Origin of the sequence: Bacillus sp. RC251, assembly GCF_044908765.1 — a bacterium.
Taxonomy (GTDB): domain Bacteria; phylum Bacillota; class Bacilli; order Bacillales; family Bacillaceae_G; genus Bacillus_A; species Bacillus_A wiedmannii.
Window position 1 is genome coordinate 1 of record NZ_JBIYDP010000021.1, and the last position, 22,839, is coordinate 22,839.

Annotated in this window: 19 protein-coding genes and 1 other annotated feature; of the genes, 7 read left to right on the top strand and 12 right to left on the bottom strand. The window is 35.9% G+C overall.

Features of this window, described 5'->3' with window-relative positions; all coding sequences use genetic code 11:
- Positions 1–349 precede the first annotated feature (349 nt).
- Positions 350–547, top strand: a complete 198-nt coding sequence (locus ABH961_RS29000; protein ID WP_000656322.1) for a hypothetical protein — start codon at positions 350–352, stop codon at positions 545–547.
- A 17-nt stretch (positions 548–564) separates the two neighbouring features.
- On the opposite strand, the gene ABH961_RS29005 is transcribed toward ABH961_RS29000, so the two are convergent.
- Both ABH961_RS29005 and ABH961_RS29010 read right to left on the bottom strand, forming a co-directional pair.
- Positions 565–846, bottom strand: a complete 282-nt coding sequence (locus ABH961_RS29005) for a hypothetical protein (RefSeq protein WP_048542405.1) — start codon at positions 844–846, stop codon at positions 565–567.
- Between the two features lie 118 nt (positions 847–964).
- Positions 965–1,543 (bottom strand): LOG family protein, encoded by a 579-nt coding sequence (locus ABH961_RS29010; protein WP_483862363.1) that lies wholly within the window; start codon positions 1,541–1,543, stop codon positions 965–967.
- 73 nt (positions 1,544–1,616) lie between these two features.
- Here ABH961_RS29010 and ABH961_RS29015 point away from each other — a divergent pair, with 73 nt between their 5' ends.
- A complete protein-coding gene (locus tag ABH961_RS29015; RefSeq protein ID WP_098078507.1) occupies positions 1,617–1,940 on the top strand; it encodes a MazG nucleotide pyrophosphohydrolase domain-containing protein in 324 nt (107 codons plus the stop codon).
- A gap of 53 nt (positions 1,941–1,993) precedes the next feature.
- A complete protein-coding gene (locus tag ABH961_RS29020) occupies positions 1,994–2,500 on the top strand; it encodes a ferritin (RefSeq protein ID WP_048542408.1) in 507 nt (168 codons plus the stop codon).
- A gap of 25 nt (positions 2,501–2,525) precedes the next feature.
- Here ABH961_RS29020 and ABH961_RS29025 read toward each other — a convergent pair whose 3' ends face one another.
- From ABH961_RS29025 to ABH961_RS29045, 5 genes are all read right to left on the bottom strand, one after another.
- A complete protein-coding gene (locus ABH961_RS29025; RefSeq protein WP_048542410.1) occupies positions 2,526–2,759 on the bottom strand; it encodes a hypothetical protein in 234 nt (77 codons plus the stop codon).
- A 92-nt stretch (positions 2,760–2,851) separates the two neighbouring features.
- A complete protein-coding gene (locus tag ABH961_RS29030; protein ID WP_098078510.1) occupies positions 2,852–4,033 on the bottom strand; it encodes a NupC/NupG family nucleoside CNT transporter in 1,182 nt (393 codons plus the stop codon).
- A gap of 351 nt (positions 4,034–4,384) precedes the next feature.
- Complete coding sequence (locus ABH961_RS29035; protein WP_000673848.1) at positions 4,385–5,566, bottom strand: NupC/NupG family nucleoside CNT transporter; 1,182 nt, start codon at positions 5,564–5,566, stop codon at positions 4,385–4,387.
- A 365-nt stretch (positions 5,567–5,931) separates the two neighbouring features.
- The gene (locus tag ABH961_RS29040) at positions 5,932–7,374 is read right to left on the bottom strand and encodes an alanine/glycine:cation symporter family protein (RefSeq protein WP_404520586.1); all 1,443 of its coding nucleotides are present in this window, start codon (positions 7,372–7,374) and stop codon (positions 5,932–5,934) included.
- Positions 7,375–7,707: 333 nt separating this feature from the next.
- Positions 7,708–9,138, bottom strand: coding sequence for an alanine/glycine:cation symporter family protein (locus ABH961_RS29045; RefSeq protein WP_060488095.1), 1,431 nt, complete (start codon positions 9,136–9,138; stop codon positions 7,708–7,710).
- A 299-nt stretch (positions 9,139–9,437) separates the two neighbouring features.
- Between ABH961_RS29045 and ABH961_RS29050 the strand changes: the two genes are divergently transcribed.
- Positions 9,438–10,076 (top strand): NAD(P)-dependent oxidoreductase, encoded by a 639-nt coding sequence (locus tag ABH961_RS29050; protein WP_048542416.1) that lies wholly within the window; start codon positions 9,438–9,440, stop codon positions 10,074–10,076.
- A gap of 42 nt (positions 10,077–10,118) precedes the next feature.
- On the opposite strand, the gene ABH961_RS29055 is transcribed toward ABH961_RS29050, so the two are convergent.
- From ABH961_RS29055 to ABH961_RS29070, 4 genes are all read right to left on the bottom strand, one after another.
- Positions 10,119–14,414 carry a putative mucin/carbohydrate-binding domain-containing protein gene (locus tag ABH961_RS29055; RefSeq protein ID WP_404520589.1) on the bottom strand — a complete coding sequence of 1,432 codons (4,296 nt, stop codon included), beginning with the start codon at positions 14,412–14,414 and terminating at the stop codon, positions 10,119–10,121.
- 575 nt (positions 14,415–14,989) lie between these two features.
- The gene (locus ABH961_RS29060) at positions 14,990–15,919 is read right to left on the bottom strand and encodes a thioester domain-containing protein (RefSeq protein WP_048542419.1); all 930 of its coding nucleotides are present in this window, start codon (positions 15,917–15,919) and stop codon (positions 14,990–14,992) included.
- Between the two features lie 124 nt (positions 15,920–16,043).
- Positions 16,044–16,883, bottom strand: a complete 840-nt coding sequence (locus ABH961_RS29065; RefSeq protein ID WP_404520591.1) for an aldo/keto reductase — start codon at positions 16,881–16,883, stop codon at positions 16,044–16,046.
- Positions 16,884–16,898: 15 nt separating this feature from the next.
- Complete coding sequence (locus tag ABH961_RS29070) at positions 16,899–18,062, bottom strand: MFS transporter (protein ID WP_180228544.1); 1,164 nt, start codon at positions 18,060–18,062, stop codon at positions 16,899–16,901.
- A gap of 395 nt (positions 18,063–18,457) precedes the next feature.
- Here ABH961_RS29070 and ABH961_RS29075 point away from each other — a divergent pair, with 395 nt between their 5' ends.
- The 3 genes from ABH961_RS29075 (at position 18,458) to ABH961_RS29085 (ending at position 20,899) form a co-directional block, all read left to right on the top strand.
- Positions 18,458–18,805, top strand: coding sequence for a winged helix-turn-helix transcriptional regulator (locus ABH961_RS29075; protein ID WP_000760478.1), 348 nt, complete (start codon positions 18,458–18,460; stop codon positions 18,803–18,805).
- Between the two features lie 430 nt (positions 18,806–19,235).
- Positions 19,236–19,676: a DUF1641 domain-containing protein gene (locus ABH961_RS29080; RefSeq protein WP_001115312.1), complete on the top strand. Its 441-nt coding sequence runs from the start codon at positions 19,236–19,238 to the stop codon at positions 19,674–19,676.
- Between the two features lie 44 nt (positions 19,677–19,720).
- A complete protein-coding gene (locus ABH961_RS29085) occupies positions 19,721–20,899 on the top strand; it encodes an NAD(P)/FAD-dependent oxidoreductase (protein WP_000043194.1) in 1,179 nt (392 codons plus the stop codon).
- 339 nt (positions 20,900–21,238) lie between these two features.
- Here ABH961_RS29085 and tyrS read toward each other — a convergent pair whose 3' ends face one another.
- Positions 21,239–22,501, bottom strand: coding sequence for a tyrosine--tRNA ligase (gene tyrS / locus ABH961_RS29090; RefSeq protein WP_048542425.1), 1,263 nt, complete (start codon positions 22,499–22,501; stop codon positions 21,239–21,241).
- A gap of 50 nt (positions 22,502–22,551) precedes the next feature.
- Positions 22,552–22,767 (bottom strand) — a binding site (T-box leader).
- Between the last annotated feature and the right edge of the window lie 72 nt (positions 22,768–22,839).

Genomic DNA, 22,839 nt, shown 5'->3' on the forward strand with positions numbered 1-22,839 from the left:
TGGAGCTTTTGACGTAGAGGCGCTCTTTGCCTCGCAGGAAAAAGCGAAGCCACCGAACATTCTAGCTACCGGAGCTGGATATCACTAAAAGCGGAAGCGGCTCGTTCAGAGTCGCTTTTTTCTATGGGGATTGTCGTACGTTCTGGTACATGACATTTATATCAGCGATTTTCTAATTATATCGACTTACCGACAAATCACGACAATATCAGCACCCCTCTCCTCTACTTTTATCAATATATTACAATCCCTTTTATGTTAAAATATAGGTAACATCCTTTAGTAAAATAGATCCAAAAAAGCTTTTCCATATTCATCATTTACTACTTAAATGGCGGGAGTGGTTCAGTTGAAAGACTACTTAATTAGAGCATTTTTTGCGTTAATAACGGTTGGTATTGTCTTACTTATAGCTAATATTTTCAATATACGTATCGAGGTGAAAGACTATGCTTTCCTCGTTGTTGTAGCAATTGGTGGCGGCTGGGGTGGCTGGTACCTGTATAAAAAACAAAGTAATCAAAATGATAAAGGCATTCCAAAGTAATACGGAATGCCTTCTTTTTATTGCCGTCTATAATAAATAATAAAATTCAAACCGCTAATACAACCAATCGCAATAAACATATTAGAACTATGCACATCTCCGGCTAGATTATACTCATCAACGATAAAGCCAATCATAAAGAGTGTTATCGCCGAAACACCAATACACAATATCGAAATAAACCAAAGCGAAAATTCATTAATTAGCTCTTTCTTCTGTGTTGAAACAATTAGCATAACAAGAATAGATGCTGCTAATATACTTTTAAAAACAGGACGTAAATACACAAACTCCTCCATCTATTTCTCCTTTTCTAAAAACATTACATCTTAACATTAACATATTTAACCAAATTAAAAACACATGCCTTTTCAAAGTAAAATGACATGTGTTTCCAAAAATATCTATAAAATTGTATTATGATAGCTGTTTCCACTTCGTTCCTAAAACAGGACGCTCATAATTTTGGATTGCATGAATTAGTTTATCTGCCGTCTCAGCTGAAACGATCAACTCTTTATTTGATGGATTCATAAATCCTTCTTCTGCTGCACGTTCAACCATTTGCAAAATTGGTCCATAAAAGCCTTTTATGTTCAATAAACCAACCGGCTTATTATGTATACCAATTTGTGACCAACATACTACTTCAAATAGCTCTTCAAACGTTCCGTATCCGCCTGGTAATGCAATAAAAGCATCCGCAAGCTCTGCCATTTTCGCTTTGCGCTCGTGCATCGTTTCTACTTCAATTAATTCTGTTAGCCCTGTATGAACAATTTCTCCTCGGAATAGACCGCGTGACATAACACCTGTTACACGTCCGCCTAAGCGAAGAACTTCGTTTGCCACTTCTCCCATTAATCCAACGCAAGAACCACCGTATACAAGCTCATAATCGTTCTCAACAAACATTTTTCCTAACGCTATTGCCTGCTCTTTAAATTCTGGTCTCTCCCCTAAGTTGGAACCTGCAAACACACAAATCTTTCTCATTCCTACACCCCGAAACTATATATTGTTATGATACAATGAATATTGTACAACATATTGAAGGGATGAGGAAGAAATGGATATCATCGCATTTCAAAGATGGGTGGAGGAATTTTACGAAAAACGAAGCTGGTCACAGTATAATTCCTTTATTCGCTTAAATTTCTTAACAGAGGAAGTTGGAGAAGTTTCACGCGTTGTTCGCGCAATCGAAATTGGCCGTGATCGTCCTGACGAAAAAGTGAAAACAGAAGAAGAACTAAAACAAGAGTTAAAAGAAGAACTTGGTGATGTACTATCTAATCTTATTATTCTTTCACAAAAATATGATTTAGATTTACAAGACATTATGGAGGCTCACGTCACAAAGCTTTCGAAAAGGTTCGAAGTATCCAAATGAGAATATTATCAATTATGGTATAATATTCTTGTCACAATATTAAGGGGGATTTTATGTTATCTAAAAAATTGCACGACGCATTAAACGATCAAATGAACTTTGAATTTTACTCTGCCCACGCCTATATGGCAATGGCTGCTTACTGTACAGCTGAGAGCTATGATGGATTCGCTAACTTTTTCCTTGTACAAGCTGAAGAAGAACGTTTCCACGCAATGAAGCTTTACAACTACATTAATGACCGCGGTGAGCGCGCTATTATTACTGGATTTGATAATCCAAATAACGTATATGAATCTGTACTGAACGCTTTTGAAGTAGCACTTGAGCACGAGCGTGAAGTAACGAAGCGTATTTACAACTTATCTGATATCGCTTGGGATGAGCGTGAGCATGCAACAATTACATTCTTAAAATGGTTCGTCGATGAGCAAGTAGAAGAAGAATCTTCATTCGATAGCATCATCCAAAAATTAAAACGTATTACAAGCGATTCAAACGCATTATTTATGCTAGACGCTGAATTAGAGAAACGTACATTTACGCCTCCAGCTGAATAGTATTTCAATCACCTTAATGAATGTATTAAGGTGATTTTTTTATTTCTTCTCTAAGCTGAATAACCCTCGCCAAATCCTTCTTATAAAGCCCTGAAACCTTTTCAACAAAGTTACTATGAGTAAAAGTCCCATCGCCTTCTTCTACTATGCTTAAATATCCATGTATAAACTTCAAAAGCGCTCTAGCATCTTCTCCAGTTAAATGATTAATGTTCTCTATAATCTCATCAAACTCCCTTAAACTATCCGATTCTTTCACCCTAATTCCCCCTCTCTATATTATTCATCATACCAAAATAAAAAAGTCGTTCATCCCTCTAGACGAGAGATAAACGACTTCGTTTGTTTTTATTACAGCATAACCCCAACGATAATCGCTGATAATATACTTACTAACGTTGCACCGTATACAAGTTTTAATCCGAATGAAGATACAACGTTTGCTTGTTTGCCATCGATACTCTTCGTTGCACCTGCGATAATTCCGATTGATGAGAAATTTGCAAATGATACAAGGAAGATAGATAAAATACCTACTGTACGAGTTGATAAATCACCAGCTACTTTTCCAAGGTCAAGCATTGCAACGAATTCGTTCGTTACTAATTTCGTTGCCATAATTTGTCCTGCCGTTAGCATCTCTGATGTTGGAATACCCATTACGAATGCTAATGGTGAGAAAACGTATCCTAAAATGCTTTGGAATGTGATTCCGAAAATTGAATCGAACACACCGTTAATTGCTGTAATTAATGCTACGAAACCGATTAACATCGCCGCTACTGTTACAGCGATAGAGAAACCAAGCATAATATATTCGCCTAACATTTCAAAGAATGTTTGTTTTTTATCTTCTTGTAATTCTAAAATATCGTCTTCTTCTTTCACTTCATATGGATTAATAATATGAACGATAATGAATCCACTAAATAAGTTTAATACAAGTGCTGTTACTACATACTTTGGATCAATCATTTTCATATAAGAACCGACGATTGACATCGATACTGTTGACATGGAAGATGCACAAAGTGTGTATAAACGATTTTTCGGTAATTTGCTTAGTTGATCTTTTACTGTAATGAATACTTCACCTTGACCAACGATTGCAGCTGCTACTGCATTATATGATTCTAGTTTTCCTAAGCCGTTAATTTTACTTAATAGGAAACCGACTGCACGGATGATAATCGGTAAAACTTTAATATGTTGTAAGATCCCGATTAATACTGCTAAGAAAATAATTGGTAATAATACTGTTAAGAAAAATGGTGCTTGTCCATCATTTGCTAGACCACCAAATACGAAATTAACCCCTGCTTCCGCAAATTTTAAAATAGCGCCAAATCCATCTGCAATCCCTTTTACTAATACAAATCCGACCTTTGTATTTAGTAAGAAATACGCAAGTACCAATTGAATGACAAGCATAAGTGCAATTGGTTTATATTTAATTTTCTTACGATCTGAACTGATAAGGAACCCTAGTACAAATACTACAAGTAAACCGACTAGAAACATTACGATCTTCATATGTGAATCCTCCACTTCTCCCACGAGTTATCGGTCGTATAACGTATAACGAATGACGTCTGACCATTGATGTTAAAAAATTTAAAACCCCTAAATATTATTCAACTGTTTTCCAAAATCAGTAAGCGTTTACATAAATTGCAATTTATAAAAGGTAGCTTCTTCTCTCCTACCATACTTGAAAGTCTGAAATTGATACCACCTACAAATCAAATTGTAAGCGTTATCTAATCGAAATGCAATATAAATTTAAAAAGATTTTTATATGTTAATATATTCCTAACTAATTGGTTTTTTCATGCAAATTTACCATAAAAAATAGCCCTAGCTATAAGCTAGGGCCACCTTTGTTTATAACATAACACCAACGATAATCGCTGATAGAATACTTACTAATGTCGCACCATACACAAGGCGTAGACCGAATGATGATACAACATTTGATTGGTTTTCATCGATACCTTTCGTTGCACCTGCGATAATTCCGATTGATGAGAAGTTCGCAAATGATACAAGAAATACAGAAAGAATACCAACTGTACGAGCTGATAAATCACCCGCTACTTTTCCAAGATCCAGCATCGCAACAAACTCATTTGATACTAATTTTGTTGCCATAATTTGTCCCGCTGTTACCATCTCTGCTTGCGGGATACCCATTACGAATGCTAATGGTGAGAAAATGTATCCTAAAATAGCTTGGAATGTAATACCGAACATTGAATCAAACAAGCTATTAATTGCTGTAATTAATGCTACGAAACCAAGTAACATTGCCGCTACTGTAATCGCGATTGTAAAGCCAAGCATAATGTATTCACTTAGCATTTCAAAGAATGATTGTTTTTTCTTATTTTCTAATTTCAGTGTATCTTCTTCTTCTGTAATATCGTACGGGTTAATAATATGAATAATAATGAAACCACTAAATAAATTTAATACAAGTGCTGTTACTACATATTTCGGTTCGATCATTTTCATATAAGAACCTACGATTGACATTGATACTGTCGACATGGAAGATGCACATAATGTATATAAACGATGTTTTGGGATTTTACTTAATTGATCTTTTACTGTAATAAATACTTCCGCTTGCCCAACAATAGCCGCTGCTACTGCGTTATATGATTCTAGTTTTCCTAAACCATTTACTTTACTTAGCGCAGTACCAATAGCACGAATAAATATCGGTAAAATTTTAAAGTGTTGCAGAATTCCGATTAAAACGGCAAAGAATACGATTGGTAATAACGCTGTTAAGAAGAATGAAACCTCTCCTTTATTAACAAGACCGCCAAATACGAAAACGATTCCAGCTTCCGCATATCCAAGAAGTGCGCCAAATCCATCTGAAATTCCTTTTACTAAAATATAACCAACTTGCGTGTTTAATAAGAAATAACTTAACGCTAGCTGAATAACAAGCATAATTGCGATTGGTTTATACTTAATCTTCTTTCGATCGGCACTTATAAGAAAACCGAGTACGAATACAACGAGCAATCCTACAAGAAACATAACAAACTTCATTAATAAAATCCTCCATTTAACTCTTCATTAACGTTGAACGTCTGACTACTTGAAATAAGAAATAATCCGAACTTTCCATTTCTCCTCCAAAACCTTCAATCGGATAGGAAAGATCATAAAACCTCTTGTTTCAAAGGCATTTCCCATTCTAACATAAATCACAACTCATATCTGCATTTTTCTTAAAAAAATTACATTTTATTATAAAACGTTCATGAATGTTCGTCTTTTACATTATATAGCGAAACTTTAATCAATATCATCCCCACTGATTATTAGCCCGTATCAATCGAGAGTTTTACTGTTCACAAATAGCAGGATAAAACAAAAAAATGAGCATCAAGTTTCACTTGATGCTCACCTCATTATACTGCTTTTTCTTTATCAGCTACTGCTGGCTTATCCCAGCACTCTGTATTGTTCAAACCTGGAATAGACTCCGCATAGAATACTGGATCTTTTCCTTGTTTCTTTTGCTTAACGTAATCTGATAATGCCGCGAAAGCATACTTAGAAAGAAATACGATCGCAACTAAGTTAATAACAGCCATAATCCCCATAAATAAATCTGCTAAATCCCAAACGATTTGAATTGTTGCTACAGATCCTAAAACAACCATACCAAGTACAGCAATGCGGTATGCATTTAATAACACTTTACTTCCATTTAAAAACTCAATATTCGTTTCACCATAGTAGTAGTTACCTACCAATGAACTAAATGCAAACAAGAAGATTGCAACTGCTACAAATATAGACGCCCACGGTCCGATATGTTGGCTTAATGCTTGCTGCGTTAATTGAATACCATTTAGATCAGCTGCATTATGCACATCTGATAAAAGAATGATAAATGCTGTACAACTACAAATTAATAATGTATCTGTAAATACCCCTAAAGTTTGAATGAAACCTTGTTTAACTGGGTGCGTTACGTTTGCAGTCGCAGCTGCGTTCGGCGCACTACCCATACCTGCTTCATTTGAGAATAATCCACGTTTTACCCCTAGTAAAATCGCAGCTCCTAATCCCCCACCTACTACTTCTTTAATTCCGAAAGCATGTAAGAAAATTTCTTTAAATACATACGGAATTGCCGTAATGTTTGTTACAACAACGAATAATGCTACTGCTACATAAATAATTGCCATTACTGGAACGATCATTTCAACCGCACGTGCAATACGTTTTACTCCACCGAAGATAATAACTGCAAGTAAACCAGCCATTACAAGACCTACTAATCTACTGTCTGTTTTGAATGCCCCATCAAAAGCAGCCGCTACAGTATTAGACTGTACAGCGTTAAAAACCAATCCGAAACTTACTGTTATTAAAACAGAGAAAATTGCTCCAAGCCAGCGCTTATTTAATCCCTTTTCCATATAATAAGCTGGACCACCACGGAATGCATTCCCATCTTTTACTTTATAAATTTGCGCTAATGTGCTCTCTACAAATGCAGAAGCACCCCCAATTACCGCAATTAACCACATCCAAAATACTGCTCCTGGTCCACCTGCTGAGATTGCGATAGCTACACCAGCTAAGTTACCAGTACCTACACGAGAAGCTGTACTCATACAAAAAGCCTGGAACGAAGATACACCGCTCTTCTCTTTTTGTGCTTTTCTCGTTTTCGAACTTGCCCCATCCCCAAGCAAACGAATCATTTCACCGAAGTAACGAACTTGGACAAATTTCACACGAAATGAAAAGTAAAGCCCTAACCCAATTAACATCGCAATAATGATATATGACCAAAGGACATTATTTACATCCCCAATTACCTTAGCTAAAAAATCCATAATTGCATTGCCCCCTCTTCCTAACAATAAGAAAATTATATTCTAAAAACTTTTAGTAATCAAGAATTTTATGTTAGGTTTCATGACATGGTCACGTTAAACTTCTTAACATATATGTTTTTTTACGTAAAAATATAACCAGTACGTGCATTTATCCAATACTCAATCACTCATCCCATTCGACCGGTCATACTTTTAAGACAGTGCGTTCTCTACAAATAACGAGAGGAATGAACAAACAAAAATTATATTACTAATTACCTCTCACCCTTTTCATCATTTACTACAACAAAAAAGGCGAGCATCGAATTTATCTCGATGCTCACCTTTTCATTACACTGCTTTTTCTTTATCCGTTACCGTTGGCTTATCCCAACACTCTGTATTCGTTAAACCAGGAATAGAATCTGCACTGAAGACTGGATCTTTCCCTTGTTTCTTTTGCCTTACATAGTCTGCCAAAGCAGCATATGCAAATCGGCCAAGAAGTGTAATCGCGATTAAGTTTGTGATTACCATTAGTCCCATAAATAAATCCGCCATATTCCATACAACTTGAAGTGTGGCAACCGAACCGAATAATACCATTCCCACTACCGCAATACGGTAAATCGTTAACCAAGTTTTACTTTGTTTAATGAATTCAATGTTCGTTTCACCATAATAGTAGTTTCCTAGAAGTGAACTGAAAGCGAATAGGAAAATAATAATCGCTAAGAAGCTACTTGCCCATGGGCCAATTTGTGAACTTAATGCATTTTGTGTTAATTCAATACCTTCTAAATTTGTTGCCTTATATGCACCAGAACATAGTACGATAAATGCTGTTGATGTACATACTAAGAATGTATCCACTAACACTCCAATTGTTTGAATAAAACCTTGTTTCGCCGGATGCGTTACATCAGCTGTTGCTGCCGCGTTCGGCGCACTACCCATACCTGCCTCGTTCGCAAATAATCCGCGCTGAATACCATACTTCATTGCAGCACCGATACCGCCACCTACAGCTGAATCTAAACCAAATGCTCCTTTAAAAATTTCTGTAAACATATCCGGTATTAAATAATAATTTTTAATAACAACGAAAATTGCTACTGCAATATAAATAAGTGCCATTGGCGGAACGATCATTTCAGACATACGCGCGATACTTTTCACGCCACCAAAAATAATAACCGCAACTAATACTGCTAATACAATCCCAACAACGTAACGCTCAATACCAAAAGCGTTTTTAAATGCTAATGTAACTGTATTTGCTTGTACGGAGTTGAAAATTAATCCGTAACTAATTGTAATAAGGATAGAGAACCAAATTCCCATCCAACGTTTATTTAAACCTTTTTCCATATAATAAGCAGGACCACCACGGAAGCCACTGCCATCTTTTATTTTATAAATTTGTGCAAGCGTACTTTCCACGAAACTTGAAGACGCTCCGACAATTGCAATAACCCACATCCAAAATACTGCTCCAGGTCCTCCCATAGAAATAGCTAACGCTACGCCCGCTAAGTTCCCGATTCCAATACGAGCTGCTGAACTCATACAGAACGCTTGGAAAGAAGATACACTACCTTTTTTACGCGTCTTTCCAGTTAATCCATCACTCATTAGTCGAACCATTTCCCCTAAATGAGTAATTTGTACGAATTTCAATTTAATAGAAAAATAAAGACCTAAACCAATTAACATTGCAATAAGAATATATGACCAAAGAATTGTATTCGTTGATGAAACAAATTGCTCTAAAATATTCATACAATTAACCCCTCCTTTTCTCCATAAAACGAATTATATTTAAAAAACATTTAAAAATCAACATTTTTCGACAATTTGCAATTTCCAAATATTAGCCAGACACGAAGTAACAATATCTTTATGACTCTCCTCCCTCTAACTGTGCATACTAAACAAAAAGTAAATCTACAAACTACCCCATTGACAAAAACACCAACCTGTAACTATAATGATTACATCAGGTTGTAACAAAGCTTATTACAACAAATTCATTTACTTTCAGATATACACTTTAACAAAACACTTTGGAGGGATTTATTATGAAAATCGGAATCATCGGAGCAACTGGTAAAGCAGGAAGTCGTATTTTAAAAGAAGCATTAGATCGCGGACATGAAGTAACTGCAATCGTAAGAAACGCTGCAAAAATTACAGAAGAAAATATAAAAGTTTTAGAGAAAGATGTATTCGCTCTTACATCTAATGACCTACAAGCATTTGACGTAGTTGTAAATGCATTCGGCGCTCCAGCAGGAGAAGAACATCTTCACGTAGATGCAGGAAACGTACTAATTGAAGCTATGAAAGGTGCACCTAACACAAAATTACTTGTAGTTGGCGGCGCTGGAAGCTTATTTGTAGACGAAGAGAAAACAACGCGTGTATTTGATACGCCAGGTTTCCCAAATGAATACCTTGCAACAGCTCAAAACCAAGGTAAAAACTTAGAAATTCTGCAACAAACAAACGATATTACTTGGACATTCATCAGCCCTTCTGCACTATTCGCATTAGGAAAACGTACTGGTTCTTATACAGCTGGACAAGACAATCTCCTTGTTAACGCAAAAGGTGATAGCTACGTAAGTTACGAAGACTTCGCAGTTGCAGCACTTGATGAAATCGAAAATCCAAAACACGTAAACGAACGCTTCACAGTTGTTTCTGAAGCTGAATAATACAAAAATGCGCGTAGACCCAACATCTACGCGCATTTTTTATTACAATGTTTTCTTTACTAGCTTTAATCCACTTTGAGTGATTTTAAATTCAACTTCTGTTGAAGCCACTTGTTCTGCTAACTCATTCTTTTTATACCATTTCAGACGACTTGGTTCTGCATGATACACTTTTACTACATCACCATACTCAAATGAAGTAACATTTACCTGTTCCGCAAAATTCTTTGAAGTTTCTTGCCCTTCCGCTGATATATGCTTTTTCTTATTCCCATTTTGATCATAAATCGCAAAGCCTATATACTCTTCGTTCACAAAACGATAATGAATCACATCATTCGTAAATGTTGCATGTAACTTCTTTTCATCATGATTTAACGTAATAATAGAACGTGTAACATCGGACACACCTTGATAGACTAGACTATCCCCATATGTCACTTCTACAGGAACTTCCGTCACTTTCTTATTTCCAAATCGATCTTTCGTTTCTACTTTCACTGTTTGCTGACCAATTTTTGTCGTATCTGGTTTCCCTACAAAACCTACTACTTCTCCACCCTGTACTTCAACAAATTTCTTCGCATCTAGCGTTTCACTATTTGTTCCGATTACTACTTGCTGCGGATTTGCTTTTACTGTTTGCTCACCGTCTAATCTTTCAAATCCATTTTCAGTGATTTTGAAGACTAATTCCTTTATCTCTTTACTTTTTCCTTCGCCCACATATACATCTTTTTGATACCAATGTAAACGAGAAGATTCCGCATGATATACTTTCACTACATCTCCATACTCAAATGCAAGTCCATTTACTTCCTTAGCAAATTCTTGCGTATTCTCTAAACCTTTTACCACTATATTTTTCTTCACTGTTCCTTCTTTATCGTACAGTGTGAATTCAAAATACTTTTCATCTTTAAAGTAATCATGAATTAAGTTCTTTGTATGTGTCGCACTCAGTTTTTTCGTATCATGATGCAAAGTTACAATTGATTTCATATCGTCGGCACCATAACTTAATCCATATACAAGTAGGCTATCTCCATATGTTACTGTTAAAGGAACTTCTGTCACTTGCTTATTTCCAAACATATCTTTCGTTTCTACTTTTACTTTTTGTTCACCTAGTTTTGTTGTATCTGGTTTCCCTATAAAACCTACTACTTCTCCACCTTTTACTTCAACAAAGTTTTTCGCGTCTAACTTTTCAACGTCTGTTCCTACTACTACTTGTTGCGGTTTCGCTGTTATTTCTTGTTGAGTCGCCATTCTTTCGAAACCTTGCTCCGTAACTTTAAAGAATACTTCATGAACGCCATACTCTGTATCCACGAATTCATTCTTTTTATACACTTTAAATCTATCAAACTCTTTTTGATATACTTTTACTACATCACCATACTCAAAAGTCATTCCATTGAATTGTTCTGCAAATGCTTTCGTATTTTCAGATGCTTTTACAGATACTACTTTCTTCTCTTTTCCAGCTTTATCGTATACAGTCATCTCCATATACTTCTCATCTGCAAATGAAGTATGCATTGAACCTTCTGAATTTGTTGTACTAAATTTCTTTTCTTCATGGTTTAATGTCACAATCGATTTAATATTCGTTCCACCATGCCATGTACCAAAGAACATAATGCTATCACCGTAAATTACTTCTAATGTAACCTCTGTCACTTGCTTATTTCCGAAACGGTCTTTCGTTTCTACTTTTACTTTTTGTTCACCGATTTTTGTTGTATTTGGCTTTTCTACAAATCCAACTACTTCCCCATCTTTTACTTCAACAAAGTTTTTCACGTCTAACTTTTCAACATCTGTTCCAACTACTACTTTTTGCGGTTTCGCTGTTACTTCTTGCAACATATCCATTCTCTCAAAACCTTTTTCTGTCACTTTGAAGAATAGTTCTTTTGCCCCTTTTTTCTCACCTTGACCAGTAAGGGTATTATTTTGATACCATTTCAAACGATCCGGTTCTGCGTGGAATACTTTTACTACATCTCCATACTCGAATTGCATACCATTCACTTGCTTCGCAAAGTTCTCTGATGTTTCTTGTCCCTCTGCTGTTACATGTTTTTTCTCTTTTCCATCTCGATCGTATAACGTGATACCCATGTATAACTCTTTATTAAAATACTCATGAATCTCGCTATCCATATCAGTCACATGGAATTTCTTCTCTTCGTGCTTTAAAGTTACAATTGAAGCAATATCATCGCCATATCCTGCGTATACAATACTATCTCCATAAACCACTTCTACAGGTACCTCTGTCACTTGCTTATTCCCAAAACGATCTTTCGTTTCTACTTTTACTTTTTGCGGTTTCGCCGTCACTTCTTGTAAACTATCTTTTAATTCGAACCCTTGCGGAGTAATTTTAAAGAATTTTTCTTTTTTATTTTTAGCTTTCCCTTGATCTACAAGTTCGTTATTTCGGTACCATTTTAAACGACTTGGTTCTGCATGGAATACTTTTACTACATCACCATATTCAAAATTCAATCCATTTAGTTCCATCGCAAATCGTTTTCCACTTTCTTGCCCTTCTGCTGATACACTTTTCTTTTCAATCCCATTTTGATCATATACTGTTAAACCTATATATTTTTCTTTATCAAAAAGGTAATGTATTTCATTACTAATAAAAGCGACATGTAATTTTTTTTCATTGTGACGAAGCTCCACTGTCGACATTACATCATTTGAAATCCCTTGAAAAATCATACTGTCACCATAAACAGCATTGACTGGAACAGTAATTAAATTTTCATTCCCTTTTTCATCCTCAATTTCTACTAACACTTCCTGTTTTCCACTCTCTAATTTAGACCATATAATCTTACCTGTTACTTTTACATTCTCACCTAAATTTTGAACAAGTTTACCCGCTTGCTCTTCATCAAAATTGGTACCAACTACAAGGTTTTGTACCTCATTAGCAGGTTCACCATACGGAACTTTATACGGTTCAACTTGCTTCTCGCGAATATCATTACTATCTGTAGCTTTCCATATTTCTTTTTCTAATTTAGGTAAATTTAATTTTTCTATTTTTTCTCTAGTCTCATCACTTGGAGTTAATCCCCATTCTTTAAAGAAAGGAACTAAATTTTGTCCTGCCACTTTTGATGTCATATAAACAAACATTTGCTTTTTCTCTTCATCAGAAGTAGGCAATTCCTCCTTAGGTAACATACGATAAGCTTGATGCAGTCTCGGATAAAAATGTTCTCCGTAAACAACATTTAATTGCCAAAACATTGTAAGAGGATCAAATTCATCAATTATTCTTTCTTCTATAGGTTTCTCTAAGTACTCAAATGACTTTTTATAGTGCCCATCCATTTCTAATTCATTTCCTAATGCTTTTTGCACCATTAAAGAATAAATATTGACTGTTACTTCTCCAATAGCATCCCAATCCCAAGGACTTTGCTGATGTAGATGTCCAACTTCATGCCATGGTCCCCAGCCATCCTTTTCAAGCACTTCTATATCTAAAACTCTATTCATTGCGCTTGGAATATATCCTGTATGATAATTTGTTGCAAACATAAAATCATCTTCAGCAGGCTTCCGTTTTTCAACAAACTGAACATAATGAATTGGAGATTTCGCGAGTCCAATTCCATCCTCTGATAAACCAGCTACTGCATTTTCTATTCGAATAATCTTATCATGCAATTTCATTAACTCTATCGGGCTTGTGTTTTTCATAAACTTTTGTATAGAGCTCGGACTAGCAGTAACTAAACTTCGCTCACCTTTTAATTCAACCGCATAAGGATCTTTATATTTCTTTAACATTTCATCCCAATCTTTTTTCGTATGCTTACCTAAAATAAACAAAGGAAAATGGCTACCACCCTTCGTAACTGAAGCAGTTACCTCACCTTCGTTATTCATATTGTAAAAATATAAAATACCACCTCTTGGCGATGAAATAACGTTTTTTCCAGGTTTTAAATCGAATTTTTCAGGTGCCTCTTCATCATAAGATCTCGTTCCTATGAAAGCTTGAATAGACTGTGTTCCTTTTATTTCAACTGTAATTTTTTCATTTGCCGCTGCATAAATTCCAGTCGGTTCATTAACAGAAAGATCAAAAGTTACTTTTAATCGTTCTGTTTCCTTGTCTATATCCCCTTTTCCAGGTACCTGGAACGTCCTTTGCTCAAATTTGTTCTCTTCCAAATTCCCACCTTTAACCTCTTCTAAAGGCGCTGCATATCCTTTCGATGCTTCGAAAGCTACTGGCGATAATAATGTAGATATACATATTCCAGCTACTAATACCCTACTCGTCTTTTTCTTCGACATAATCTGTGTCCCCTGTTCCTTTATTTAGAGAAACCACCCTATGCATATTCATCTAATAAGAAATCCTATTATTTTTATAAAAACATTTAGTGAATAGACTAACACCTCGCGCACCTGTATCATTTACTACCGCATATCTCTCCATGTATTTACTTTCCTACATTATAAAAATTTTTATGTACTTTATTCTCCTCACTTCTCTCTGCTTGTGATGAGTTCTCTCTACATAAATAGAGAATAGTAAACGATATATTTTCAGTATTGTCATCTATACATCTAAAGTTGTAAATAACAAATAGAATCTTACATTTTCTTCATATATGACCATCTATAGGTAGTTTTTCCAACTGAATTCTACACGCTTTCTACTTTGTTTGATAGCCTTTTCAATCAGAATAATGTTACAATTTTGTGAATAAAATCCACTAATTGTAACGTTTGGATTTCACTATATTTATATTATTTCAAAATAAATTTCAAACTGTATAAACAGCGCTCTCATTCGATATATAATTTTCCTGATATAATTTTAAAATTCATATAAAAAAGCACTGGCACACGCCAATGCTTTTTCATTATCTCTTTTGATTCGGTTTATGTGGTTCATTTGGAGTATGTGGTTTATTATTCTCATGACCATTTGTTGTTTTCCAACTGACCGATAACTCCGGACTTGTTTTTTCTTCACTACGCTCAAGTAATACAACTGCATTTTGAATAGTCGGTGTCCCTTTATGTGCAATCCCTTGTAACTTTGTTAAATTCCCTAATACTTTAAAGCTAAACCCACCAGCTGGTGTTTGTTTCGGAATTAAGATGCGGAACTTTTCTCCTACATTAAATTCCGTTTTTGCTTCGCCCTTTTCATTTACAAATTTCGCGCCTTCTGGTGCACCTGTTGCTTGCACTTTATATGTTCCGCTTTTCGCATTTGTTTCTACTGTATATAAACCTGTTTCAAAGAAATCATTTTTCAACACTGCTTGTTGTTCTTCTGACGGCACGACACTCATCGTAATTTCTTGTAATTCTTCACTAGCACTCGCTTTTGCAACGATGTCTTTCGTTACTTTTTCTACATTTTTATTACGGAACTCTAAATCGTTAATATCAATTTGCTTTAACGCATTCCATACTGCAAGCTGCGTTGCGTAATGGGCATCTCTCCAATCAGAAACACCTAATTCTTGTGGGCTCTTTTGCGGATACCCATTTAACAGTACACGGTATACATTAATATCCACTTTTCCCATTTCCGGTAAATCTTGACCGCTTGGAGATTTCAAATCTACATTTAAGCAAAAGGCAATTTTTCCATCTGCTGTTTTAATAAGCTCTGTTCGAATTGGTTTCTTCTTTGACCTACTATAACTCCAATCCATTTCATACTTTGTATGATCCATAACTTCCGCGAATGCTTTTTGAAGTGGAAATAATAAGTTCGCAAATACAAATAAAACACTCAAAAAAGCGGCCATTAGCTTGAACGATCTTTTTATATTCATGTTTACAACCCCTTATGAAATAACAAATTTTCTTCTGTTTATTATTTAGTTAGAAACTTTTTTTATGCATAAGCAAAACAAAAAAGAGTGCAAACTGTTTGCACCCCTTCTCTCCACTATAAGTTTAGAAATCAAAGTTATCAGGATCTGGACCAACGCGATGATTTTCATTTAACGCATCAATTTTCTCCATATCTTCTTTCGTTAATTCAAAATTAAATATATGAGCATTTGCAATAATGCGGTGTTCTTTCGTTGATTTCGGAATTGTTACAACTTCATTTTGAAGATCCCAACGTAAAATGATTTGAGCTGTCGTTTTATCATACTTATCAGCAATTTCTTGCAATGTTTCGTTATCTAACAATTGACCTTGCATAAGTGGTGACCATGCTTCCATTTGAATACTCTGCTCTTTACAGAAAGCTTGTAATTCTTTTTGTGTTAAGCGAGGGTGATATTCCACTTGGTTAATCATTGGCTTGATTTCCGCATCTTTCATTACATCTTGTAAGTGATGAACTTGGAAGTTACTTACACCAATTGCACGTACGCGCTCTTCTTTATAAAGTGTTTCTAACGCTCTCCATGTATCTTTATATTTTCCTTCTACAGGCCAGTGAACAAGGTATAAATCTAAATAGTCTAGTTCTAATTTTTTTAAGCTCTCTTCATATGCAGCAAGTGTCGTTTCATACCCTTGATCTGCATTCCACACTTTTGAAGTAATAAATAAATCTTCTCGAGTAATCCCTGCTTCTTTTATACCAGCACGAATTCCTTCTCCTACAGCTTTCTCATTTCCATAAATCGCAGCTGTATCGATACTGCGGTATCCTGCTTTAATCGCCGATTTCACAGCTTCTACAAGTTCTGGTCCATCTTCTACTTTAAATACACCTAAACCGAACCAAGGCATTTCTACACCGTTATGCAATGTTGTTGTACTTTGTAAATTTTTCATTATATTTTCTCTCCCTTATTTCACTTGATCTCTTTTTTCTAATGTCATACTCCACATTGTTAAAATAACAGCCCCCGCTACCATGATGCCGCCTACCCAGGCCGTATGAATTAACCCTAACGAGTTCGTTACAATACCGCCCAAGTAAGCACCAAGAGCAATTCCTGCGTTAAATGCTGCAATGTTAATCGCTGATGCCACATCAACAGCACTTGGAACAAATCTCTCAGCCAAGATAACGACATACACTTGTAGCCCTGGAACATTCATAAACGCAAATAGTCCCATAAAAATAATTGTGATGAGTCCAGCGACTTTAAATGGCGCTGTAAATGTTAAAACAAATAATACAATTGCTTGAATAAAGAACATGTAAAATAATGCTCGAATCGGATTATGATTTGATAATTTCCCGCCAACCATATTCCCAATCGCAATTGCAATTCCGTACACTAACAAAATAATTGTAACGGTACTTGATTTAAATCCTGTTACTTCTTGTAATAGCGGAGATAAATACGTAAATGTTACGAATGTCCCCCCGTACCCTAATGCAGTAATAGTAAATACAAGTAATAGTCTTCCATTCGTAATCAGTTTGAATTGATCACGAAATGATACGGATGTACCTTTTTTCAAGTTAGACGGAATTAGCATACTGTTAGCGATTAAGGCAACGATTCCAATTGCCACAATTACCATAAACGATGCTCTCCAGCCAAATTGTTGACCGATAAATGTTCCAATTGGTACGCCTGTAATGGTCGCAACAGTTAAACCAGTAAACATAAATGCAATTGCACTTGCACGTTTATTCTCTGGTACAAGCGCAGCCGCAATTGTGGATCCTATCGACATAAAAACACCATGCGCAAACGCAGATACAACCCTCGCGATAAGTAACACAGTAAAACTTGTTGCCACTGCCGCAATTCCATTACCAATAATGAAAATAATCATAATCCACATTAATAACGTCTTTCGCGACATACTAGCTGTTAACGACGTTAATACTGGGGCACCAAACGCTACTCCTAATGCATATAAAGAAACGGTTAAACCCGCTGTTGTAACAGAAACATGTAAATCCTCTGAAATAGATGGTAATAAACCGACACTAATAAATTCGGTTGTACCAATTCCAAACGCACTAATTGCTAGTGCTAATAAAGCAAACATACTTCTTCTATTCGTCTGTACCGCTGAAGAAGATACTGTATATGAATTCACTTGAACTCCTCCTTAATGCGAGAAATCCAATCATAATAGTGTGATAAAAAGGCCTTTTTATCTTCTACAAACATAACTTTACTGCTGATATATGCTATTATGAATGGCTTCACTCTTTTTTTGAAGAACGCACTTTGAAGTACGATAGGTACCAAAAAGTAACATAGGCACTTTTTAGTACCGTACTACTCATTTCCCTCTTACGTATGCTATTATGGAACATATTCAACATGATAAAAAGTACGTACTTTAAAGTGCTATAGGTACTTTTTAGTAACATTTAAATTATTTAGCTTCTTTTGTTGGAGAACTGAAATCTATATTCATCAAAGGAGATTTTTTATATGAAGAAATATAATATTCCCGTTGAAGCGACTTTAGAGGTTATCGGCGGAAAATGGAAAGTCGTTATTCTTTGCCACTTAACGAAAGGTACAAAGAGAACGAGTGAATTAAAACGTCTCATGCCTGGTATTACACAAAAGATGTTAACACAGCAATTACGCGAATTAGAAGAAGACGGAGTTATTCAAAGAAAGGTATACAATCAAGTACCACCGAAAGTAGAATATTCTCTTACAGACTACGGTTGGTCTTTAGAATCCATTCTTGATTCTCTTTGTACTTGGGGCGAATGCCACCTTGAAAAAAGCGGTAACACATCGATGCTAATTACAGAAGGTGAACAATAAGAAAAGGAAAAAATGAACATAAATTTGTCCATTTTTTCCTTTTCTTATTTATATATACGTACATTTCCTATCTTATCAAAATAATTTATGCGCTTTCACGCCTTGTCAGTACTACGTTATACGCTTAATATCAAATAATTAGGAATCATTTTTATGTTAACATAGGTGTATATAGTATATAATATAGGATATATATTATATACACTTTCCGATAAAGGAACTTTCCATTATGCGGACAAGCCATGTATCGGACAGTTCATAAATAATAGGTAGGACATTATGGTTTTGGATTTATGATTTCAGCTTACTTGCTGGCATAAATTTAAAGGCATTTTATTGTGCTTTGTGAAACTTTGTATAAAGTTTCGCAAACGTTTACTATCTTACCTATCAAAAATAAGAGTATTGCTATCGTAAAGGAGAATTGGAGATGCCAGAAACTATGACTCAAACAAAGCCAGAACAAGAAACTGTACAAATTTCTGCTAGCCAAGGACAACTTGATGTACTTGATCAGTTGTTAAAACCTGAGGTACAAGAATCATTAACTACACTAGTAGAACAGCTTCCAAAATTAACTGAGCTTGTTAACATTTTAACTAAGTCTTATGATTTCGCTCAAACTGTTGCTACTGATGAAGTATTAAAAAGCGACACTGTTAGTGCAATCACAGAGCTTGTAGAACCTGTAAAAGATACAGTGAAAGGCATGGCTGCTACTGCAATCGAAGCGAAAGATCGTGCTGACGAAAGCAATGAAGTTATCGGCCTGTTCGGTCTATTAAAATTATTAAAAGACCCACAAGCGCAAAAAATGTTCCGCTTTGTGAACGCATATCTTCAAATTAGTGCAGAACGTAACAATAAATAAGTTAACTTATAACAACAATTAGTAAAGACGGGGGATATCATACTATGTCAAAACAAATTGTCATCTTAGGCGCTGGTTATGGCGGTCTTCTTGCCGCTTTAAACGTACGTAAATATTACAGCAAATCAGAAGCGCAAGTTACAGTGATTAACCAATACCCAACACACCAAATCATCACTGAACTACACCGCCTTGCAGCTGGTAACGTTGCTGAGCAAGCAATTGCAATGCCACTTACAAAGCTTTTCAAAGGTAAAGACATCGATCTTAAAATCGCAACAGTTGAGTCATTCTCAGTTGATAGCAAAGAAATTAAACTAGCTGGTGGCACTACTTTATCTTACGACGCACTTGTAGTTGCTTTAGGAAGTAAAACTGCTTACTTCGGTATTCCAGGACTAGAAGAAAACAGCATGGTATTAAAATCTGCTGCTGATGCAAACAAAATCTACAAACACGTTGAAGACCGTATTCGTGAATACGCGAAAACGAAAAACGAAGCTGATGCTACAATCGTAATCGGTGGTGGCGGATTAACTGGCGTTGAGCTAGTTGGTGAGCTTGCTGACATTATGCCTAAACTTGCAAAAAGCCACGGCGTAAATCCAAAAGAAGTTAAACTTCTTCTTGTTGAAGCAGGTCCAAAAATCCTTCCAGTATTACCAGACCACTTAATCGAACGTGCAACTACTAGCCTAGAAGCACGCGGTGTTACATTCTTAACAGGTCTTCCTGTAACAAACGTTGCTGGCAATGAAATCGACTTAAAAGACGGTCAAAAACTTGTTGCTAACACATTCGTTTGGACAGGCGGCGTACAAGGTAACCCATTAATCGGTGAATCAGGTCTTGAAGTAAACCGTGGCCGTGCAACAGTTGATGCATACCTACAATCTACTTCTCACAAAGACGTATTCGTTGCTGGAGACAGCGCTGTTGTCTTCGCTCCAGACGGACGTCCATACCCACCAACTGCACAAATCGCTTGGCAAATGGGTGAGTTAATTGGATACAACTTATACGCAGCACTAGAAGGCAAAGCATTCGAAGAGTTCGCACCTGTAAACTCTGGAACACTTGCTAGTCTAGGACGCAAAGATGCTGTTGCTACAATTGGAGCAAGCAATACTCCACTTAAAGGCTTACCAGCATCATTAATGAAAGAAGCAAGTAACGTTCGTTACTTATCACACATTAAAGGTCTATTCAGCTTAGCTTACTAATCTGAATATAAGCCCGAATCATGCCCTGCATGGTTCGGGCTATTTTTGTCCCGCATTAACGGGCAGTAAAACTTCCACCTTAAATTCAGTGAATGCAGGGATGAAGTTGGAAGATTAACTGCCCGTAAAAGCCCGATTGGTTCAACTAATAATCAGTGGGGATGAACAAAATCCCCACTGATTAAAGTTTCACTTTATCCGTAATTTTCTCTAACTTATTTATTCGGCAGAAGAATATTATAACCCTTTTAATTATCTAAATTTACTGATTATTTTATGTCTAAATTGTGTATATGAAAAGATGGAAGTATTCTTCCTACTCCCATCCTTTCACACAAATTATTCTCCTAACTTCACTAAGCTGTAGTTCTTCTTCCCTTTACGAATAATAATAAATCGTCCATCAAATGAATTTTCTACAGTAACATCTGTACCCACATCCGTTACTTTTTCGCCATTCATCGAAATAGCTCCATTATTAATATCCTCACGTGCTTGTCGTCTAGATGGCTCAATTCCTAAATCGACTAGCCATTCTACGATATTTTTCGTCTCCTTTGAAGACTGGAATGTTGGCATCTCTTTAAAGCCCTGTTCAATTTCATCGGCTGTTAACGATTTAATATCCCCGCTAAATAACGCTGCTGTAATTTTCACAGCTTGCAGGAAGGCCTCTTCTCCATGAACGAATTTCGTCATTTCTTCCGCTAATACTTTTTGCGCTTCACGTCTATGAGGCTCTGTTTCTACCTTCGTTGCCAATTCATCAATGCGCTCTTTCGTTAAGAACGTAAAGTATTTCAAGTATTTAACTACATCACGGTCATCTGTATTCACCCAAAACTGGTAAAATTCAAATGGTGTTGTTTTTTCAGGATCAAGCCAAACTGCACCACCTGCTGATTTACCGAACTTCGTACCATCTGATTTCAGTAATAACGGAATCGTTAATCCAAATACTTTCGCTTCGTGCCCTTCTAACTTACGAATTAAATCTAAACCACTCGTAATATTTCCCCATTGGTCACTACCACCAATTTGCAGTTGAACTTCTTCTTTCGTGTATAAATGATGGAAGTCCATCGCTTGCAAAATTTGGTACGTAAATTCTGTGAAAGAAATTCCTGTATCTAAACGACTTGCTACAATATCCTTCGCTAACATGCTATTAATGCTAAAGTTCTTTCCGTAATCACGTAAAAACTCAATAATGTTTATTTCATGTGTCCAGTCGTAGTTATTTACCATCTTCACTTCGCTATTTCCGCCAAAATCAAATAGCTTTTTCATTTGCTCTGTTAACGCATCCACGTTATGCTGAACTACTTCTAACGTTTGAAGTTGACGTTCTGATTGACGTCCGCTCGGATCACCAATCGTTCCTGTTGCCCCACCAATTAAAATAACTGGATGATGGCCAGCTAACTGGAATCTCTTCATCATCATAAACGGAATTAAATGTCCAATATGCATACTATCACCAGTCGGATCAACTCCGCAGTATAGTGAAATCTTTTTCTCTTCTACTAGCTTACGTAAACCTTCTTCATCAGTCTGTTGATTCACAGCGCCGCGCCATTCTAATTCATCAATAATATTCATCTTTTGTCATCCCCTTTATTTTTTAAAACAAAAAGTCCCTATGTCTATGACATAGGGACGATTATTCACCGTGTTACCACCCAGTTTGTATAAATAGCATAGCTACTCATACCACTCTTAGCAATAATATCGATTGCCAATCCGCTTAGCATTACCTAAGATACTCCAGAGTGTAATTCGCAAGTTTGTTTGTGCTAGGTTCCAGCAACCCCTAGCTCTCTCGTTAACAGTGACAAACTGCTACTGGGCTCTTTCAACGTATGTTATTTGTTAAATTATTAGCCATTATATTGAATTGAAAACAAATTGTCAACAATACCCAAATGTTATTTTAAAAT

What these genes read in the sequence shown, in the direction of transcription:
- ABH961_RS29005 (WP_048542405.1), bottom strand. Translation starts at nt 846, where the DNA reads ATGGAGGAGTTTGTGTATTTACGTCCTGTTTTTAAAAGTATATTAGCA.
- ABH961_RS29010 (WP_483862363.1), bottom strand. Translation starts at nt 1,543, where the DNA reads ATGAGAAAGATTTGTGTGTTTGCAGGTTCCAACTTAGGGGAGAGACCA.
- ABH961_RS29015 (WP_098078507.1), top strand. Translation starts at nt 1,617, where the DNA reads ATGGATATCATCGCATTTCAAAGATGGGTGGAGGAATTTTACGAAAAA.
- ABH961_RS29020 (WP_048542408.1), top strand. Translation starts at nt 1,994, where the DNA reads ATGTTATCTAAAAAATTGCACGACGCATTAAACGATCAAATGAACTTT.
- ABH961_RS29030 (WP_098078510.1), bottom strand. Translation starts at nt 4,033, where the DNA reads ATGAAGATCGTAATGTTTCTAGTCGGTTTACTTGTAGTATTTGTACTA.
- ABH961_RS29035 (WP_000673848.1), bottom strand. Translation starts at nt 5,566, where the DNA reads ATGAAGTTTGTTATGTTTCTTGTAGGATTGCTCGTTGTATTCGTACTC.
- ABH961_RS29040 (WP_404520586.1), bottom strand. Translation starts at nt 7,374, where the DNA reads ATGGATTTTTTAGCTAAGGTAATTGGGGATGTAAATAATGTCCTTTGG.
- ABH961_RS29045 (WP_060488095.1), bottom strand. Translation starts at nt 9,138, where the DNA reads ATGAATATTTTAGAGCAATTTGTTTCATCAACGAATACAATTCTTTGG.
- ABH961_RS29050 (WP_048542416.1), top strand. Translation starts at nt 9,438, where the DNA reads ATGAAAATCGGAATCATCGGAGCAACTGGTAAAGCAGGAAGTCGTATT.
- ABH961_RS29055 (WP_404520589.1), bottom strand. Translation starts at nt 14,414, where the DNA reads ATGTCGAAGAAAAAGACGAGTAGGGTATTAGTAGCTGGAATATGTATA.
- ABH961_RS29060 (WP_048542419.1), bottom strand. Translation starts at nt 15,919, where the DNA reads ATGAATATAAAAAGATCGTTCAAGCTAATGGCCGCTTTTTTGAGTGTT.
- ABH961_RS29065 (WP_404520591.1), bottom strand. Translation starts at nt 16,883, where the DNA reads ATGAAAAATTTACAAAGTACAACAACATTGCATAACGGTGTAGAAATG.
- ABH961_RS29070 (WP_180228544.1), bottom strand. Translation starts at nt 18,062, where the DNA reads ATGTTTGCTTTATTAGCACTAGCAATTAGTGCGTTTGGAATTGGTACA.
- ABH961_RS29075 (WP_000760478.1), top strand. Translation starts at nt 18,458, where the DNA reads ATGAAGAAATATAATATTCCCGTTGAAGCGACTTTAGAGGTTATCGGC.
- ABH961_RS29080 (WP_001115312.1), top strand. Translation starts at nt 19,236, where the DNA reads ATGCCAGAAACTATGACTCAAACAAAGCCAGAACAAGAAACTGTACAA.
- ABH961_RS29085 (WP_000043194.1), top strand. Translation starts at nt 19,721, where the DNA reads ATGTCAAAACAAATTGTCATCTTAGGCGCTGGTTATGGCGGTCTTCTT.
- tyrS (WP_048542425.1), bottom strand. Translation starts at nt 22,501, where the DNA reads ATGAATATTATTGATGAATTAGAATGGCGCGGCGCTGTGAATCAACAG.